Source organism: Hymenobacter sp. FMD4, from assembly GCF_058932745.1.
Genome location: NZ_JBZYWH010000015.1, coordinates 1 through 17,131, shown reverse-complemented (window position 1 = coordinate 17,131; position 17,131 = coordinate 1). Strand labels below are relative to the sequence as shown.

Annotated in this window: 16 protein-coding genes; 10 read left to right on the top strand and 6 right to left on the bottom strand. The window is 59.1% G+C overall.

Features of this window, described 5'->3' with window-relative positions; translation table 11 throughout:
* Positions 1 to 63: 63 nt before the first annotated feature.
* The 9 genes from AC5FXY_RS14160 to AC5FXY_RS14120 all read left to right on the top strand — a co-directional run bounded on the left by AC5FXY_RS14160 (position 64) and on the right by AC5FXY_RS14120 (position 10,957).
* Complete coding sequence (locus AC5FXY_RS14160) at positions 64 to 768, top strand: hypothetical protein (protein ID WP_493557344.1); 705 nt, start codon at positions 64 to 66, stop codon at positions 766 to 768.
* Positions 769 to 863: 95 nt separating this feature from the next.
* On the top strand, positions 864 to 1,526 hold the full coding sequence (locus tag AC5FXY_RS14155; protein WP_493557343.1) for a hypothetical protein: 663 nt from the start codon (positions 864 to 866) through the stop codon (positions 1,524 to 1,526).
* A gap of 13 nt (positions 1,527 to 1,539) precedes the next feature.
* A complete protein-coding gene (locus AC5FXY_RS14150; RefSeq protein ID WP_493557342.1) occupies positions 1,540 to 2,664 on the top strand; it encodes a sensor histidine kinase in 1,125 nt (374 codons plus the stop codon).
* Between the two features lie 108 nt (positions 2,665 to 2,772).
* Positions 2,773 to 3,561 carry a LytR/AlgR family response regulator transcription factor gene (locus AC5FXY_RS14145; protein ID WP_493557341.1) on the top strand — a complete coding sequence of 263 codons (789 nt, stop codon included), beginning with the start codon at positions 2,773 to 2,775 and terminating at the stop codon, positions 3,559 to 3,561.
* 41 nt (positions 3,562 to 3,602) lie between these two features.
* Entirely contained in the window at positions 3,603 to 4,208 is a 606-nt protein-coding gene (locus tag AC5FXY_RS14140) for a hypothetical protein (protein WP_493557340.1), read from the top strand.
* A gap of 79 nt (positions 4,209 to 4,287) precedes the next feature.
* A complete protein-coding gene (locus tag AC5FXY_RS14135; RefSeq protein ID WP_493557339.1) occupies positions 4,288 to 4,821 on the top strand; it encodes a GAF domain-containing protein in 534 nt (177 codons plus the stop codon).
* 132 nt (positions 4,822 to 4,953) lie between these two features.
* On the top strand, positions 4,954 to 5,646 hold the full coding sequence (locus tag AC5FXY_RS14130; protein WP_493557338.1) for an HAD family hydrolase: 693 nt from the start codon (positions 4,954 to 4,956) through the stop codon (positions 5,644 to 5,646).
* A 568-nt stretch (positions 5,647 to 6,214) separates the two neighbouring features.
* Complete coding sequence (locus tag AC5FXY_RS14125; protein ID WP_493557337.1) at positions 6,215 to 9,442, top strand: SusC/RagA family TonB-linked outer membrane protein; 3,228 nt, start codon at positions 6,215 to 6,217, stop codon at positions 9,440 to 9,442.
* A gap of 15 nt (positions 9,443 to 9,457) precedes the next feature.
* Positions 9,458 to 10,957, top strand: a complete 1,500-nt coding sequence (locus tag AC5FXY_RS14120; protein ID WP_493557336.1) for a RagB/SusD family nutrient uptake outer membrane protein — start codon at positions 9,458 to 9,460, stop codon at positions 10,955 to 10,957.
* A 91-nt stretch (positions 10,958 to 11,048) separates the two neighbouring features.
* On the opposite strand, the gene AC5FXY_RS14115 is transcribed toward AC5FXY_RS14120, so the two are convergent.
* The 6 genes from AC5FXY_RS14115 to AC5FXY_RS14090 form a co-directional block, all read right to left on the bottom strand.
* Positions 11,049 to 11,816: a LytR/AlgR family response regulator transcription factor gene (locus tag AC5FXY_RS14115; RefSeq protein ID WP_493557335.1), complete on the bottom strand. Its 768-nt coding sequence runs from the start codon at positions 11,814 to 11,816 to the stop codon at positions 11,049 to 11,051.
* Positions 11,813 to 12,331, bottom strand: a complete 519-nt coding sequence (locus tag AC5FXY_RS14110; RefSeq protein WP_493557334.1) for a flavodoxin family protein — start codon at positions 12,329 to 12,331, stop codon at positions 11,813 to 11,815. The genes AC5FXY_RS14115 and AC5FXY_RS14110 overlap by 4 nt, the downstream gene beginning before the upstream one ends.
* Positions 12,332 to 12,367: 36 nt before the next feature.
* Positions 12,368 to 13,375, bottom strand: a complete 1,008-nt coding sequence (locus AC5FXY_RS14105; RefSeq protein WP_493557333.1) for a sensor histidine kinase — start codon at positions 13,373 to 13,375, stop codon at positions 12,368 to 12,370.
* Between the two features lie 156 nt (positions 13,376 to 13,531).
* Positions 13,532 to 14,860: a hypothetical protein gene (locus tag AC5FXY_RS14100; protein ID WP_493557332.1), complete on the bottom strand. Its 1,329-nt coding sequence runs from the start codon at positions 14,858 to 14,860 to the stop codon at positions 13,532 to 13,534.
* 54 nt (positions 14,861 to 14,914) lie between these two features.
* Positions 14,915 to 15,766, bottom strand: a complete 852-nt coding sequence (locus AC5FXY_RS14095) for a hypothetical protein (RefSeq protein WP_493557331.1) — start codon at positions 15,764 to 15,766, stop codon at positions 14,915 to 14,917.
* Between the two features lie 31 nt (positions 15,767 to 15,797).
* Complete coding sequence (locus AC5FXY_RS14090; protein ID WP_493557330.1) at positions 15,798 to 16,247, bottom strand: ABA4-like family protein; 450 nt, start codon at positions 16,245 to 16,247, stop codon at positions 15,798 to 15,800.
* Between the two features lie 292 nt (positions 16,248 to 16,539).
* Between AC5FXY_RS14090 and AC5FXY_RS14085 the strand changes: the two genes are divergently transcribed.
* Positions 16,540 to 17,131: hypothetical protein (locus AC5FXY_RS14085; RefSeq protein ID WP_493557329.1), on the top strand; the 592-nt coding region annotated here is incomplete at its 3' end.

Here is a 17,131-nt window from a genome sequence, read left to right as displayed (position 1 = left end):
AATCATCAGAGCGGCGCAGGGCCGCACTTCCCAAGAAATTCATCCTCAAACCAACCCAACGCCATGAAAACGTCACTGCTCATCCTCGCCTTCGCCGCCGCTTCGTTCACCGCCTCGGCCCAAACAAAAACCCAGCAACCAGCCGCTACTGCCCAGGCTGCTCCTGCCGGCTACACCGACATGATGGCCGCCACCGTGAAAGAAGTTATGAGCACCGGCGACCCGGCCCAGCTCAAGGCCCTGGTGGGCAAGCTGGAGCGCGCCGCCGCCGTAGCCCCTGCCGATTGGCTGCCGCGCTACTACCAGGCTTATGCCCTGCTGATTACCACTTTCCAAAGCAAAGAAGACGGCGAGGTGAAAGACAAGTACCTTGACCAAGCCGAAGCGGCACTGGCCCAAGCCCGCAAGCTGCGCGGCGACGAATCGGAACTGCTGGTGATGCAGGCCTACATCTACCAGGCCCGCCTGGGCATCTCGCCCATGACGCGCTCCATGAAGTATCCGCAGCTGGCAAGTGAAACGGTGGCACAGGCCAAAAAAGCCAATCCGGCCAACCCACGCAGCTATCTAGTGCAGGCCAATAACGTGTACTATACGCCCAAGATGTTTGGGGGTGGAGCCGAAGCGGCCAAGCCGCTGTACGAAGAAGCCAAAGCCCGCTTCGCCAGCTTTAAGCCGGCCAATGAGCTGGCTCCCAACTGGGGCGAGAAGCAGGCGCTGAGCCGCCTGGCTGCTTATGACAAGCCCGCGCAAACGGCTGCCAAATAACTTCGGATCAAGTCTAAGACCGGCCGCCGCCTAGCCGCATTCGCCGGCTCAGCGGCGGCCGATTCGTTACCTTTCACCATCGCGCCTGCCTCACCATGGAACGCCTGCACCAGTTTAATATCGGCCTGCACATTCTCTTCGGTTCGGTGGGCCTGCTGCTGGGCCTGGTGCCGATGCTGCGCCCCGGCGGCGGGCGCCTGCACGTGCGGGTCGGACGCGGGTTTATGTGGGTGATGGGCGGGGTGTTGGCTACCGCCGTGCTGGGCCTGGCCGTGTTCAACTTCCGCCCGTTCTTGGCCATCGTGGTGATGATGAGCGTGTATCAGGCCTGGTCGGGTTACCGCGTGATGCGCACGCGCCGCACTGGTCCCACCCGCGCCGATGCTTTGTTTTCAGCCGCTTTCCTGCTGGGCAGCGTGGGGTTTCTGCTGGTGCTGCATCGGATAAACCTGGTCTGGTCGCCGGTAATTATCTACACGACGCTCGGGTTCCTGATCAGCCTAACCATCTACGATTTGGCCCGCTTCGCCTTTGTGCCGCTGTGGCGCCGCAAGCTGTGGCTCCTCGACCACATCTGGAAGATGATCAGCTCGTATTTTGCGCTGGTATCGGCCTTTACCGGCACCGTGCTGGCCCAATACCAGCCGTACAGCCAATTTGTGCCCTCGATGGTGGGCACCACGCTGGCCGTCGGCTTTATCTCGTACTACGCCTTGCGGCGCCCGGCTGCCCAGCCGCTTTCCAGGCCTGCCCTCTAAACCCGTCCGCGCCGTGTCTACCCTCTTTCCCACCCAAGACAACCTTACCCGCAGCGGGCGCGACTCGACGGTGCCACCGGTGCGGCGCTGGTCGCGGGAAAACTCGCGCCGCTGGGTACGCCTGCTGCTGACCATGTTCGTGTTGTCGGTCATCATCTCCAGCTTTACCTGCAGCGAATGTTGGGGCAATACGCGCCGCATGGCCATCAACTTTGGTATCACCTACATCTATTCGCTGGGTTTGTGGCTGACCAACGGCTACGCCGTGGATTGGCTCGATGGCTACGTCAACTGGAAGCGCGAACCGCTAAAGCGTCTCGGCCTCACGCTGCTAGTATCGCTAGGCGGTTCGCTGTTGGTTATTGTGCTCATCAATGCGTTGATCATAGTGGGAGTTAAGGGGTCAAGCCCCAATGTAATGCTCTCGCCGCAGGTGTGGCGCAACTTCGTGTTTCCGCTGGGCATCACGGTTATTTGTTCGCTGGCCATGCATAGCCGGGCCTTTCTGATGGGCTGGCGCGAAGCCCTGATTAGCAACGAACGACTGCAAAAGGAAATGGCCCAGGCCGAGGCCGAAACCCTGCGGCAGCAGTTGGACCCGCACTTCATGTTCAACGCCCTGAATGCGCTAACCTCACTTGTGGAAGAAGAGCCGAAGCTGGCGGTGCGCTTTATTCGGCAGCTCTCACAGGTGTACCGCTACGTGCTCGATGCCCGCGGCCGCGACGTGGTGCCCTTGCAAGACGAGCTGGCCTTTGCCGAGTCGTACCTGTTTTTGCAGCGCATTCGCTACGGCGAGGCCCTGCAGGTAGATATGCCCCGCCCCAACAGCGTATCGCCGTTGACGGTGGTGCCCCCCCTGAGCCTGCAGTTGCTGCTCGAAAACGCGCTGAAGCACAATGTGGCCACGCCCGAGCAACCCCTGCAGTTGCGCATCGAGATAGACGAAGCCAGCAAAAGCCTGCGCGTGGTAAACAACCTGCGTCCACGCCGCGTGGCCCCCGGCGAATCCACTGGCATCGGGCTGCCGAACCTGAAGGGCCGCTACCGCCACCTCACCGCCGAACCGGTGCAGGTGGAGCAAGGCGAAAAAGAATTCGTGGTAACCTTGCCCGTGCTGGAGCTGTCGGCTGCCTGACCATCGGCTAGCCGGGAGGCGGTCAAATGGCTGATTCGGCGCTCAGTCGTCACGCTGGCCTTGTACCTGACTACTTACCTTATACCACCTGCCACTTCACCATCCCCTATGACCGCCTTCATCATCGAAGACGAGCCGCTGGCCGCCAAACGCCTGACCGATCTGCTGCGCCGCCAAGGACCACCCGTGCAGGTGCTGGCCACGGCGGGTTCGGTCGAAGATGCCGTCGCGCTACTCCAGTCCGCCGCCACGCCGCCCGATGTTCTGTTTCTGGATATTCATTTGGCTGATGGCTTGAGCTTCGAGCTATTTGAGAAAACGGAAGTGCGCTGCCCGGTCATTTTCACCACGGCCTACGATCAGTACGCGCTGCGCGCCTTCAAAGTCAACAGCATCGATTACCTGCTTAAGCCCATCGATGAGGAGGAGCTGCAGGCGGCTCTGCACAAGCTGCGCGAGTTGCGCCAAGCAGCTGCTCCCGCCGCCCCGGCTCCAGCCTTCGATTCGGCTCTGCTGACCCAGGTATTGCAGCAGCTACAGCCCCAGCAGCAACAGTATAAAAAGCAGTTTGTGGTGAAGGTAGGGGAGCACCTGAAGGTGATTCCCATCGAGCAGGTGAGCTACTTTTTCAGCCTCGAAAAAGCCACCTTCGTGCAGACCCGCGAAAACCGCCGCTTCGTGCTCGATCAAACCCTGGAACAGTTGGAAAAGCTGCTCGATCCGCAGCAGTTCTTTCGCCTGAACCGCGCTTATCTCGTGCACCACGCAGCTATCCAGGATATTATTCATTACACCAATTCGCGCCTGAAAACCACCCTGGCTCCAGCTTCACCCGAGGGCGACGTGCTGGTAAGCCGTGAGCGGGTATCGGCATTCCGAGCTTGGCTGGATCGGTAGCTGCGGGCAAGATCAGTTCAAGAACAACTACTGCTGCTACCATGAGTACTGCCCAAAAGACGCAGTCAAAGCGGCCGTATCACCCGACGCTGGTACGCGCAGCTTACTGGACCTCCACGCTGGGCAATCCGCTATTTACGGCCACCTTGTTTGTGGGCGTTCTGGCCCTTAGGCTGCTTGATTGGCACACGGCAGCCTGGGTGTGGTCAGGAGTAGTGCTGGGCGTAGCTGCTCCCATGACGTTGTGGACTTACCGGCAGGTAAAATCCGGGGCGTACTCGAATTTCGACGTATCGGTCCGGGAACATCGCACTTCATTTTACCCGCGGCTGATCGGGCTACTGGCCGCCCTTACGACCCTGCTATTCTTGGTCGATTCAGCAGCCCCATTGCGGGCAGGTATGGTGGCTGCCAGCAGCTTGCTGCTGGTGTGTTACCTGATCAACTTTCGGCTGAAGGTGTCGCTGCACGCGGCGCTGTCCTTTTTTATGGCTGGCTGTGTAGTGATAATGGCTCCAGGCTGGGGGGCACTAGCCCTGGGCTTGGCGGTGCTGGTAGCCGCCTCCCGCCTTGTGCTGGAACGGCACACCGGAGTGGAGTTGGTAATTGGAGCGGGGGTAGGGGCTGCCGCGGCCGGAGCACTGTAGCTGTGGTTTGTGCTCTGACTGCTACCAATAAACTCACCAGCGCAGGGCTGCGTACTGGCTGCACTAAACCACGCATTCCATGACTGCTCCCGAAACCCAAGAACTGCAAGCGGCGCTGGCGCAAACGGAGGAGCCCAAAGCCGCCCTCAACGAAGCCCTGGCCCTAATCGGTCAGCACCTGCGCGCCGACCGCTGCTTTCTATATGTGCGGGACCCAGCACTAGGCCGCGGCCGCATTGCCCTGGTCTGGCGCCTCGACGACGCCGTACCCGATCCACGCCACGACTGGCAGGACGATACTGGCAACTTACCCCAGGAGGATCCTTTGTTTCGGGCAGCGTTGACGGCACAGCCTTCCGTGTTTGTTAATGATGTAGAAGTCGCCGGTCCTGAGGTCTTGAACCGCGACTTTGAGCGTCGCACCTTCGGGCACCGGGCGCTGGTGCACGCGCACATCACCGACGAGGAGCAACAGCTTTGGGGCATATTGCAGCCCTGCGTGTTTGATCATCCGCGGCAATGGACGGCAGCCGAACGAGCATATATCGAAGTCGCTCTGCCGCTGCTGCTGCCGGTAGTGCAGGCCTATATGCGGCAACAGAAAGTGAAGTAGATGTTGCTAGCCATCAGAGGCTGAATCGACCATCTATTTCGTGGGGCTGCAAGACTATAACTTTGAGCAGCATTAGCGGCCGTTACTCATTTTACAGAACAGATTATTAGCGGCCGCCAGCGCTTTACTGCTATGACCTCGCCCTCCCTTATTGCTTTCGATGCCGACGATACGCTTTGGCCCAATCAGCCACACTTTGATCAGGCCGAAGCCGACCTTTATGCGTTGCTGACGCATTACGCCGATGCGGAGACGCTAGGCCTGCACCTATACGAGGTGCAGTACCGTAACCTGCCCGTATTCGGCTACGGCGCCAAATCGTTCATGTTGAACATGATCGAAACCCTGCTTGAGCTTACCCAAAATAACATTAGCGGGGCTGAAATTCAGCACATTCTCGACCAAGGCAAGCGGCTGCTCAGCTTTCCCATCGAACTGCTGCCGCAGGTGCCCGAAGTGCTCCAAACGCTGAAAGACCGCGGCCTGAAACTGATGCTGCTCACCAAGGGCGACCTGTTTGATCAGGAAAGCAAACTAGCGCGTTCCGGGTTGGGCGACTTCTTTGATTACGTGGAAATCGTCAGTGAAAAAAACGAAGACACGTACCGGCGTATACTGGGGCGCTACCAAGTGCTACCGACGGAGTTCATGATGATCGGTAACTCGCTGAAGTCAGATGTCCTGCCGGTGGCTCGGCTCGGTGGGAAAGCGGTGTACGTGCCCTTTCACACCACTTGGGTGATGGAGCGCGTGCCAGAAGAACAGTTGAGTGGCGTCAGCTTTCAACAGATTACGTCGTTGGAAGAAGTGCTGAAGCTGGTGTAGTATAGGGGCTTAGTTAGATCATGTGTTGTTGCAGTGCCTATCGTGGATTTTCATCCCAGATGGGCAGAAGTTTTTTACGCTTTGAATATGCTTCCTGCAAAGTTTTTCACTGCTCGAAATATTACTCCAGAGCTAACAGGTTCTAGTATCAACCTGGACAGTTGTGGTGAGCTGATCCTCATAATTAACTAATCATTCTACCTAATGACAAGTCTGGATACTGTCATGGTGTGATAGGTTTGTCAGTTTGTAATTATGGGGTTAAATAGTTGTTAGTCAATTATTTAACTTTGCAAATGGTTGTATATCCTATAATACAGTTATAAAAATTTTATCTAGCTGAGGCTTGGGCTGGTTCTATTGGTAGGTCAGTTTGAGAAGATGATGACGTGGCTGTAGTAGGTCTGCTAGCGCCACCGGTAGGCTTCTGGTAAGAGGGGAAATTGAAATGTTGGGGGACACGTGAGTTGGTAGAGGGTTGCAGTCTGATAAAAAAATTGTAGAATTCACAATTGTGCTTCTAATTGGCTGCGAATACTCACCATTCACTCACCATCACCTAATCATCATGAGAAAAAGTTTACTCTTGTTCCCCATGGCCGTAGCTGCCTTGGCGGGACATGATTTGTACGCTCAAACCCGCACCATAACCGGGCGGGTCACGGGTGCCGACGGAGCGGGCTTGCCCGGCGTCAGCGTTGTGGTAAAAGGCGGAACGCAAGGCACTGCTACGGATTCCGACGGCCGCTTCTCGGTAGGCGTGCCTGAATCGGCTAGCACCCTGGTATTCTCTTTCATTGGCTACGATTCCCGGGAAGTCGCAATTGGCGGCCAATCCAATATTAACGTTACGCTGGCGGCCAAAACCACCGACATCAGTGAGGTAGTAGTAGTAGGGTACGGCACGGGCCAAAACCGACGCGAGCTGGCCGGCAACATTTCCTCCGTAAGCGGGGCCGTACTGGCGCAAAAGCCAGTGCAAAGCTTTGAGCAGGCTTTGCAGGGCCAAGCTCCGGGCCTGAACATCACCACGCCTAACGGGGTGCTCAACAACCCCCCGGTGGTGCGTATCCGCGGCGTAAACTCGGTGAACTTGAGCTCGGAACCGCTGTACGTCATCGACGGTGTTCCGGCCTTCAGCGGCAACCAATCGGCTATTGGCAGCGTGCCCAACAACCCGCTTAGCAACCTGAACCCGAACGATATTGAAAGCGTGGAGGTACTGAAGGATGCGGCGGCCAGCGCTATTTACGGTTCGCGAGCCGCCGGCGGCGTTATTCAGATTACCACCAAGAAGGGCCGTCGCGGCCAGAGCCGCGTGTCGCTGGATTCCTGGGTAGGCGTGTCGCGGCCGACGCGCCTGTATGATGTGCTGAACGCCGATCAGTACATGGAGATTAAGAACGAAGCTGTAGCGAACCTGAACGAGAACCGCCGGAGATTGGGCCAGCCAGCCACCTTCGTGGAAGGGGCTTTTCGACCCTCGCTCGACCCTGATGGCAACCGGGTAGATACGCGCTGGTACGACTACATTTACCGCACGGGCTTTTCGCATTCCAACAACGTCAGCTTCTCGGGCGGCACCGAGAAGACGACCTTCTTCTCGTCGGTGGGCTACACTGGGCAGGAAGGCATGATCGAGCAGAACAAATTCTCTCGCTTGTCAACCCGCCTCAATGTCGACCACCGGGTGTACAAAACCGTTTCGGCTGGCTTGCGCGTGAGCTACGCCAACACCAATAACCGGTCACCTAATACTGGCTCTACGGGCGAAGGTGCCGGACAAACCACCTTCGCTACGGGTGGCCTGGGCCGCTTGCCGCTGGCGCTGCCGCCCAACGTGCCGGCCCGTAACCCCGACGGTAGGCCCAACATCAACCCTCCCGGCCTCGGCCCGGGCGCCAACGTGAACCCGCAGGGTGGCGCGCCCCTGCCGATAAACTTTTACAACCCCATCGTTGAGCTGGAACAAAACTACTTCACTTCCCAGAGCAACGAGATACAAGGCAGCGTGTACCTGAACTGGGAAATCCTGAACGGGTTAAACCTGCGCACGAACTACGGCATCAATAACTTGGCCTTTGAAGATCGTTCGTTCCTAACAGCGCTGGCTGGCGACGGACAATCGCTCGGCGGCTCGGCTTCCAATTTCTACCGCACCAACAAGCGCTGGAACTGGGCCAACACGCTGCAGTACGACAAGACCTTCGGGACCAATCACACCGTCTCAGTGCTGCTAGGCAACGAGCAGCAGCGCACCCAGATAAAGCGTTGGGGTGCCAACCGCCAGGGGATTGCCGATGACTTTTTCCAGACTTTCGAAGGCAGCTTCACCAGTATCAACGTGCCGGTCGGCACCAACGTGCAGGGAGACAACTACCTGGTATCGTTTTTCGGGCGCGTTAACTACGACTTCGGCAAGAAATACCTCGCGTCGGTGAACGTGCGCCGCGACGGCTACTCGGCCTGGGCGAAGAAGTACGGCAACTTCTACGGTGCTTCCTTGGGTTACATTATCTCCGAAGAGGGTTTTTGGCAGAATTCGCCCTTGGCCAGAGCGGTCAACTTCCTGAAGCTTACGGGTAGCTACGGCGAAGTGGGCAACTCCAATGGCATCGAAGACTTCGTATCGTTGGGCACGTACGGACCGGGATTATACGGCGATGCGGCGACCTTGTACTTTGCGCGGCCCGGTAACCGCAACCTGACCTGGGAGACGAGCAAAAAAACCGATGTGGGCTTGACCTTTGGATTGTTGGAGGATAAGGTGACCGGCAACTTTGCTTACTACCGCAACCTGATCGACGGCTTGATTCTGAACGCGCCGACTGCCCCTTCGCGTGGTATCCCGTCTGGTGCGTCTGGTCCCAACGACTTCATCAACGCTAACTTCATCGCGGGCAATATTGGCGAGATGCGCAATACCGGCATCGAGCTGAATCTGAGCTATAATGCGATTCAGGGCAAGGATTTCAGTTGGACGGTCAGCGGCAACGTGACAACCCAGAAGAACCGGGTGCTGAAGCTGGTCACCGAAGGACAACGCATCGGAACGGCCACGCAGCTTGAAACGGTGAACTTCACGGAAGTCGGCCGCTCGGTGGGCGAACTGCGCGTGGTAGAGTCGGTGGGCATCAACCCCGCTAACGGGCGCCGTATGTTCCGCAAGGCTGATGGCACCATCGTGCAGTACGACCACCAAGGCGCAGGATGGACGGACATGGAAGGCAGATCAGTCAGCCAGCCCAACCAGAATGATGACGGCGTGTACTACGGCCCAGTGCTGCCCAAGTGGTTTGGCGGCCTTGATAACACCTTCCGTTACAAAGGGTTTGACCTGGGCATTTTCCTGCAATACTCGGGCGGCAATTATATCTACAACGGTACCCGGGCCGGTCTGCACGACCAACGCTTCTGGAACAACGAAGTAGACATTATGGACCGTTGGACGCCGGACAACCCTAACGCTAAGTGGCCGCGGGTAGTGTACACCGACAACGTGTCGAACGGCTCGGCCTTCCCCATCTCGACCAACGTCGACCGAGGCGATTTTGTCCGTCTGCGCAACGTATCCCTGGGCTATTCGCTGCCTCAGGGTGCCCTGACCAAATTGCTCTTGAGCAATGCCCGCATCTACGTGCAGGTACAAAACGCGGGCCTGCTGACTCGCTACAAGGGCATTGATCCGGAAATTTCTTCCAACAACGGCGTCACCAGCAACACGGGAGCCGGTGTAGACCGCAACTCTGTGGGCCAGGCTCGCACTTTCACGGCCGGTATCAACGTTGGCTTCTAATCGTTTGACTTTCCAATGAAAATAACTTTTAAGAATAAACTGGCCGTGGCGGCTTGCGCCGGCCTGCTGACCCTGGGCACGGTTTCCTGCCAGAAAGACCTGCTGGAGCCCATCCCCGAAATCCTAATTTCCGAAACGGTTGCATTCGACACTCCGAACCGTATTCTGGCGCAGGTAAATGGCCTCTACAGCTTCGTGAAAGCCGGTGCCTTCTACGGCTCACGCTTTGTCGTTTACGGCAACATCCGGGGCGAGGACTTCATCAACGAAACCGGCAACAACGTTACCGGACTCAGCGTGTGGAACAACACCCTCACGGACAACTCGCAGAACGACGTCGTCAATCTCTGGTCGGCCGCTTACCAAGCCATCAACCAGTGCAACGTGTTCTTAGCAGGCATGGACGCCAACGAGGCCAAGTTTGCGGCTACGCCATTTCCGGCCAACTTTGCTACCACCACCGCTAACCAATACCGCGCTGAAGCCCGGTTTCTGCGGGCCCTCAGCTACTACTCGCTGCTGCAGTATTATGCCCGTCCCTACACCGACGGCAACGGCAGCAAGCCCGGCCTGCCACTGCGCCTAACGCCCCAAACCACGCTGACCGGCAACGACTTGGCCCGGAGCACGGTAGCCGAAGTGTACACGCAGATTCTGGCAGATCTGAACTTTGCCGAGCAAAACCTGCCATTGACGTACTCGGGGGCCACGCTGAACGTGACACGGGCCCACCGCAATACGGCTATCGCGCTGAAAACCCGGGTATACCTGAGTATGGCGCGTTACGCGGACGTAATTACCGAGGCAAACAAAATCGTTTCGGCCTCGGCGCCCTTCACCGCGACCAGCGGGGTGAATCATTCCTTGGCTGCCTCTATTGCTTCGGTATTTACGCCGCCTCAGGAGAATCAGGAGAGCATTCTGAGCTTCCCGTTCACGGCTCAGAACCAACCGGGTACTCAAAACCAGTTGGGCTTCTACTTTCTACCGGGCGCCGGTGGCGGTGGCAATGGAGAGTACTCCCTGAATCCTAACGGCATTCTGGCTAACCCGGCATTCAGTGCCAACGACGCGCGCCGAACGAGCTTTGTCCGTCTGGTAGGTACCGCCAACAAGCCTTTCCTGACCAAGTTTCCTACGGGCGCCCCATCCCCGTATACGGACAAATCACCTGTAATTCGCTACGCGGAAGTATTGCTCAACTTGTCGGAGGCTCTGGCGCGGACCAACACTGACCTGCCCCGTTCGGTGGCCCTGCTCAACGCCGTGCGTGGCCGTTCCAACGGCAGCTTGTACCCAACTACCATTGGGCAGCCAGATTTGATCAACGCTATCCTGACGGAACGTCGCATTGAGTTCCTGGGCGAAGGCATCCGCATCCTTGACATCATGCGCCTGAATCAGCCTATTCCCGCTAAGCCGGGCGTGAGTGAGGTACCGCCCAGCGACCCACGCTACATCTGGCCAATTCCGCAGACGGAACGGCAGACCAATGCCTTAATTACGCCGAACTAATATTTTTCCAAGAGCAAAAAGCGGCCTTCCCATTGGGAAGGCCGCTTTTTGCTTTAAATAGGCTTATGCCACTAGGCGATGCGAGAAATACTCACCCCTCCAGCCAACTTTTCACCGCAGAAGCTTTCTCGCGGCTGACCAGTACTTCGTCCGTGGGAGCGGGCTGCAGGTCCAACTTCAGCTTGCCGTTGAACCATGGGTGCAGGCGCTGTACGGCCGGCAGATGGGCCAGAAACTGCCGATTCAGGCGAAAAAACTGCCGTGCGTCCAACAGTTGTTCCAACTGCTCCAAGGTGTAGTCTACGAGGAAGCGCTGACCAGCATGGGTTACCAGCGTCACCGTCTCGTTGCGGCTTTGAAACCAGGCAATGTCGGTAGCCTGAATGGGCAGCAATTGCTCGCCTTGGCGCACCAAAAAGCGTGACTTGGGCTGGGTGGGAGCAGACGGATTTTGCAGCACATTCTGCAAGCGTTGAGTCACCTCAGAAGCGGCCAGAGCCGGGCTGTGCCACTGGCGCAGCTTCTGCAAAGCTGTTTGCAGTTCGGCCAGCTTGATGGGCTTAAGCAAGTAATCTACGCTGTGGGTTTTAAAGGCTTGCAGGGCATACTGGTCGTAAGCTGTAGTGAAGATGACGGGCGTAGTCACCACCAACTGGTCGAACACATCGAGGCTGATGCCATCGGCGAGGTGAATATCGGCCAGGATTAGGTCGGGAGCGGGGTGGGTGCGCAGCCACTCCACGGCGCCGGCTACCGTATCGCAGTGGGCGACTACCTGCGCGTCGGGGGCGGCCTGGGCCAGCAGCCGCTGCAGGCGTTCAGCGGCGGGGTATTCGTCTTCGAGCAGCAGGACGTTCATAGGGGTGAGGCAACAAGCTGAGTAATGAAAGCCTGTTTGAGCAATTGGAATTCAAGAGCAGCAGGAGGGTGCTTCTGCGAGTAATAAAAGCTGCCTTCGAAAGCCATGTCAAAGTAAGCGGATGTGCGCTCGAATGGTACTTCAAACCCACTGGGTAAAGCGGCGTCGCTCCCCACGGCCAGCAAAAAAGTGCGCTTGCCTTTAAGCCGACGGCCGTCGGCTTTACGAGTTTCGGTCAGGTCTGTAAACCGGTCGAAAAGCACTTTCAGGGGCGCGCTCATGGCGTACCAATAAACGGGCGTCGCAAACACGATGCACTCGTGCTGAAGCATAGCCTCTACCACTTGATGGAAAGCGTCATCGGCGGGGTAGCGGCCGGAATAGCAGTAAGGATAAATAGTAAAATCCAGCAGGTCGAGCACGGTGTGCGCTACGTCTGCCAAGGCCGTTTCCACCAGCTTCTGGGTATCACTCTGCCCGCGGGCACTGCCGATAATAACCAACGGGAGATTCATGGCTGCGCGTACTTAAGGAAAGGCTAGCGCCACAACTTAATCGAGGAGCGGTAAGCGGACGGTAAAGGTAGCGGGCTCCTCAAACACCTCCACGGGATGTTGGGGTGCCAGCAGTGCGTACCGCTCGCGGATGTTGCGCAGGCCGGTGCCGGTGCTGGGGGCCAAGGCCGTGGTGCGCGCCCGCCGGGCGTTTTGTACCGTCAGCCAGTTATCGGTGCCGCTGATGTGCACGTGCAGCGCGTGTAGGCGGGAAGCTTCGTTGTGCTTTAGGGCATTTTCGACCAGCAGCTGCACGCTGAGCGGGGCCACCTGGCGGTCGAGCAGTTCCTCGGGTACTTGCAACTGCACCTGCAGATTGTCGCGCAGGCGGGCTTTCTGCAGGGCCACGTAGGCTTCTACAAAGGTTAGTTCTTCCCGTAGGGGCACCAGGGTTCGGTCGCGGCTAAGCAGCACGTAGCGGTACACATCGGAGAGCTGCTCCACAAACTGCTGGGCCGGTTCGTTTTCGGGCTCGATAAAGGCGGCCAGCGTGTTCAATGAGTTGAACAGGAAGTGCGGGTCCAACTGCTGCTGCAAGGCCTCCAACTGAGCGCGTTGGCTGGCGCTCTGCAGCTGCTCGGCGCGGCGCACGTTTTGCTCCCATTGCCGGAAGTAGTTGGAGCTTTCGTACACGAGCTGGATGATCAACGTTGGGAGAAGATTGAGGACAAACTCCTTGGCCAGCTCGCTAAATGGCAGGCGCAGGCCGAACATCGTCAGCAGAACTACCGTGGCTGCGGCCGTAATCAATAGGCTGCCCAGGCCCAGCAGCCAGAGGCGCTTGGCGGTTTGCTCCACCCGCGGGTAGCGCCGAAACAGCGCCAACCAGAGCGCCCGGCCCGACAGCCAAAACACCGTGGTAAACACCATCGAGATAAGCCAGGAAACCAGGACGGTGGAAACGGAGTGGTCCCTGGTAAGACCCCGCGGCAACAGGGCCAGAATGGCAATTATGGGAATACCCAGCAGCAGAAAGCGCCGGTCGTTGAGGGTGTGCGGCTGCATCAAGGGAAAGTGGGCCGGGAGTATGAGCGGTGGTTTAAGTACCCGGTCGTAAGAGTAAGTGTACGAAAGACGAACGTCCTGCCAAGCTACGCCGACCTCTGGTTCGACTGCGCTCAGCAGGACGCCCTCCAAGACCGCGTTTTTTGGGCTGATGGCTTAGCGGACCGCCAGCGGCTTCACAGCGGAGGAGTTGCGCACCAAGATGGCGTACTGAAAATAATCGGTGGTGACGGCGCGGGCGCGGGAGGGTTCCATGTTCTGGCCCATCAGCGGCGCCAGCATGCGGGCGAGCTGCAAGGACTGGCCATAAGGCGAGCCAGCGGCATCGAGGCGAAATAGCGTGGCAGTGGCTTCTTCCGCGGTAGCACCGGTAAGGTCGCGGATGCCGGGCACCAGTATCACGGGGCCAGCGGCGTTCAGCCAGTCCACATTCACGATGCGTTCTGCCGGGCGGAAGTTGGCCGGAATGCTGCCGGCAGGAATCATGGTTTCGCTACCGGTATTGAAAATAGCCAGCGACACCACCTGGTTGTGAAAAGGCAGAGCTGAAGCGCGCACCTGCGCCGCGAAGGGCCGGGTGTCGTTCACGGCCGATTGCAGCACGTGGTGAAAGCCCCATAACCCGTACATTTTCTCTGCGCCCAGGTTCAGTCGGGCGTATTCCGCTTGCAGGTTTAGCAGCATCACGCTGTCGCGGGGAATGCGCTTGTCGGTGAGGTAAGTAGCGTTGCGCAGTACCTGCGCTACCTCGGCACGGCCGGTCGAGGAGAGGCCACGGCCTGTGGAGTCGGCCAGGAAAGCGGGCAGCAGCCGGTGCGCCAGCTGAGCCATGGCTTTTTCTTTAGGAGCTTCGGCAGATGTTAGCTGCTGCAGCGAATCGAGCACGGCGTTGGTCCCGGTGGCGTAGCTTTCCCGCTGCAGCACGGCGGCTAGGTGCCGCTGCACCACCGCCACATCCTGGATGCGGTCGACGCCAATAAAGCGGATGCGGCCGGCCTCTGGGAGCGACTGGTTTAGCGTTCGAATGCGCCGCACTTTGTCGTAGAAATCTTGGTTGCCCCACTGGGCGTTGCCGTCCCAGGAGTTGAACACCGTTTGCAAATGCGCTTCGTTGCCGGTGGTCAGGTAGGCATTAAAGAAATAAGCTTGGCTGGGGTCGATTTCAGCCACGTAGTTGCGCAAGCCGGTTTTCTGGTTTAGGTGGCGCAGCAAGGCGAAGTCCAGCGCCTGCGGTACGGCCGTGCCGTGCGACTCGCCTAGTAAAAACAATTGGTTTTCATAAAAATCAGCCTGGAAAGCCGGAAACTCGCCCGTCGCATTGGTCGGTACCACCTGCTGCTGTTGGCGCAGGTAGTTCACGGTGCTAGCATCGGTCCAGCCGAGGGTATACAATGCATAGGCCGCGTAGCCCAGGCCACTGAGCAGCAACAACACTACGGGAAGTGCCACCAGGGCCAGCAATACGCGGAGTACTAATTTCTTCATGATACGGTGGATGGATAAAAGAGCAGGGAGAGGAGAAGCGGTTGACAGGGTAACTTATCGGCCAGCCCAGAGCGGCGAGCCGCTCACAGCCTGCACGTACAGCGCCGCGACCAGCAAGGTATAAGCCAGGGCACCTAGCCACGTCAGCAGCAGGGCTCGGCGCGGCAAGCGGCGGCTCAGCCACCAGCCCAGCAGCGGAATAGCTTGCAAGGCGTGCAGCCCGAGGAAGTGGGCAGCGCGTAAATCGCCGTGGCGGGTGCTCCAGCCCAGGAAGGGCAAGCCCGCCCCGCCGTCGGTAGCGCCCACGGTGTGGCCCATGCGGCTGATCATGCTGCCGCCCACGGCCGAGCCCACCAGAAAGAGCAGCAGCCCCAGGCGCACGCCCCAGGCCCAGGCAGCCGGGCCCAGGGGCCGGTGGCGCCAGGTGAGCACCACGGCCCAGGCAATGGCAATGGTGTTGAGCATGATCATCCAGCCCATCACCGCGAACAGAACGCCGTTTAGCGGCGAGGTAACGTTGAAGTGCGACGTGGTGCCGCGCGCCGCCTGCACGAAGATGACCACAATTTCGACTGCCATGCTCACGGCTACCAGCCGCCCGATGCGTCGGGCGCTGCGCTGGGCCGAGGCCGGCACAGCCGCTAGTAGCCAGGCCAGCGTCCAGACGTACACCACCACCGACGCGCTGAATTTGGCGGGCTTGATCCACACGTTCAGGCCGGTCACGGTGCGCTCATCGAAGGGCCACAGCGCCAGCGCCAGCAGCAGCAAGGCTACGTTCAACCAACCCGTCCAAGCCAGGGCCGGGTGGCTGGCGTGGATGGCGCGCAGCCACCCGCCCGGCCGCGCCGCCGAATGACTGGTCAACACCTGAATTGAGGAAACGGGAGCAAGAGCAGTTTTCATAGTCAGCAAGAGTAAGGCAACACCGTGAAAATCAAACCACAGCCGCTGGGGCCGTTACCGGGGCGGGCCGCAGCCGACGTAGGCCCATGTATAACAGCAGCCCAATAGGGCCGACGAGGAACGTGAGCAGCAAGGCCGGCAGCAGCAGCCAGTGAGGTAGGCCACGGCGCTCGGCGTCGCGCACTTCCCAGATGCCCACGCACAAATCAAAGCACAGGTAATGCACCCAGCCCGCCGTGAGGGCCCACGGGTCGCGAAATAGGGCGGCTACCTCAGCCAGGGAGCTAAAGCCGCCCTCGCCGGCATAGGGGCTGAGGTAGTGCACCACCAGCAGCGCGGCGTAAGCGGCGGCCAGCAGCAGCGGCCACGCCCCGCTGCGAATGAGCCGGCGCGTAACCACCCAGCGCGGCGCCACCGCGAGCAGCAGCCAGGCCGGTAGCACGGCGGTGTTGGCAATGGTAAAGGCGAGTTCGGGCGTCATGGCTCCAGAGGGTTAGCTTCTGCTCAAAACTACGCGGGGCCGGGTTCCGACTGCAGGCTATGTCAGGCGAACCGAATAATTAAACGGGTGAACCGACAGCGGCCAGCAGCGAAGCGAAACCAGTACCTGGTGCCTCCCGGCAAGGGCCGCTGTGCTGCCCTGACCATTGCACAACTAAGCGCCGCCCGCGCCGTACCTTCCGCTCGTGAATCGGTTTGGCTGCTGTCTGTTATTAGCGTTGGGACCAGGGACTGTCCAGGCGGCTAGCCCGGCCGGGCCCGATAGCAGCCACGTGCGGCAAGCACACCGGCGGGTGGTTTTTCAGATCGATCAGCGGTTTTCGCTTTTGCAGCAGCGGTTGGTCGGCATCAATGGCCTGAAGCTGGGCGTGGAGTGGCGCGGCCGCCTCCGCGCTGGCATGGGCTTGTATTTCCTGGGCAGTGCCATTCCTACCGATGCGGTTCAGCCCTTCCCGATGCCCATCGGCACCACCAACAAGGTGCGCTTCCGCTACGCCGCGCTCTACAGCGAGTACGTACTCATCGGCAATCCGCGCTGGGAGCTGAGCGTGCCCGTGCAGGCCGGCTACGGCCGCTATTCCATCGGGTACCAATATCCTGACGGCACCTTTTACCGCACGCCCCGCAAGAACATCTGGCTGCTCGAACCCACCGTGGGCGGGCACATGCGCTTTTTTCGGTGGATTGGGGTTGGTGGGGGCGTTGGGTACCGGCAGGCTTTGTTTGCCTCCGATAAGCTGGAAGACGATATCAGTGGCGTGATTTTTTACGGCCGCGTAAAGCTGTTTCTCGGCGACCTGTACAAGGTGGTGCGTGGCCGTCAGCGGCTGTTTACGCAGGACGGCCTGCGCCGCGAGGACTACG

Bases quoted from the DNA above. Each gene is read 5' to 3' on its own strand.
- AC5FXY_RS14160 (WP_493557344.1), top strand. From the start codon at position 64: ATGAAAACGTCACTGCTCATCCTCGCCTTCGCCGCCGCTTCGTTCACC.
- AC5FXY_RS14155 (WP_493557343.1), top strand. From the start codon at position 864: ATGGAACGCCTGCACCAGTTTAATATCGGCCTGCACATTCTCTTCGGT.
- AC5FXY_RS14145 (WP_493557341.1), top strand. From the start codon at position 2,773: ATGACCGCCTTCATCATCGAAGACGAGCCGCTGGCCGCCAAACGCCTG.
- AC5FXY_RS14140 (WP_493557340.1), top strand. From the start codon at position 3,603: ATGAGTACTGCCCAAAAGACGCAGTCAAAGCGGCCGTATCACCCGACG.
- AC5FXY_RS14135 (WP_493557339.1), top strand. From the start codon at position 4,288: ATGACTGCTCCCGAAACCCAAGAACTGCAAGCGGCGCTGGCGCAAACG.
- AC5FXY_RS14130 (WP_493557338.1), top strand. From the start codon at position 4,954: ATGACCTCGCCCTCCCTTATTGCTTTCGATGCCGACGATACGCTTTGG.
- AC5FXY_RS14125 (WP_493557337.1), top strand. From the start codon at position 6,215: ATGAGAAAAAGTTTACTCTTGTTCCCCATGGCCGTAGCTGCCTTGGCG.
- AC5FXY_RS14120 (WP_493557336.1), top strand. From the start codon at position 9,458: ATGAAAATAACTTTTAAGAATAAACTGGCCGTGGCGGCTTGCGCCGGC.
- AC5FXY_RS14115 (WP_493557335.1), bottom strand. From the start codon at position 11,816: ATGAACGTCCTGCTGCTCGAAGACGAATACCCCGCCGCTGAACGCCTG.
- AC5FXY_RS14110 (WP_493557334.1), bottom strand. From the start codon at position 12,331: ATGAATCTCCCGTTGGTTATTATCGGCAGTGCCCGCGGGCAGAGTGAT.
- AC5FXY_RS14105 (WP_493557333.1), bottom strand. From the start codon at position 13,375: ATGCAGCCGCACACCCTCAACGACCGGCGCTTTCTGCTGCTGGGTATT.
- AC5FXY_RS14100 (WP_493557332.1), bottom strand. From the start codon at position 14,860: ATGAAGAAATTAGTACTCCGCGTATTGCTGGCCCTGGTGGCACTTCCC.
- AC5FXY_RS14095 (WP_493557331.1), bottom strand. From the start codon at position 15,766: ATGAAAACTGCTCTTGCTCCCGTTTCCTCAATTCAGGTGTTGACCAGT.
- AC5FXY_RS14090 (WP_493557330.1), bottom strand. From the start codon at position 16,247: ATGACGCCCGAACTCGCCTTTACCATTGCCAACACCGCCGTGCTACCG.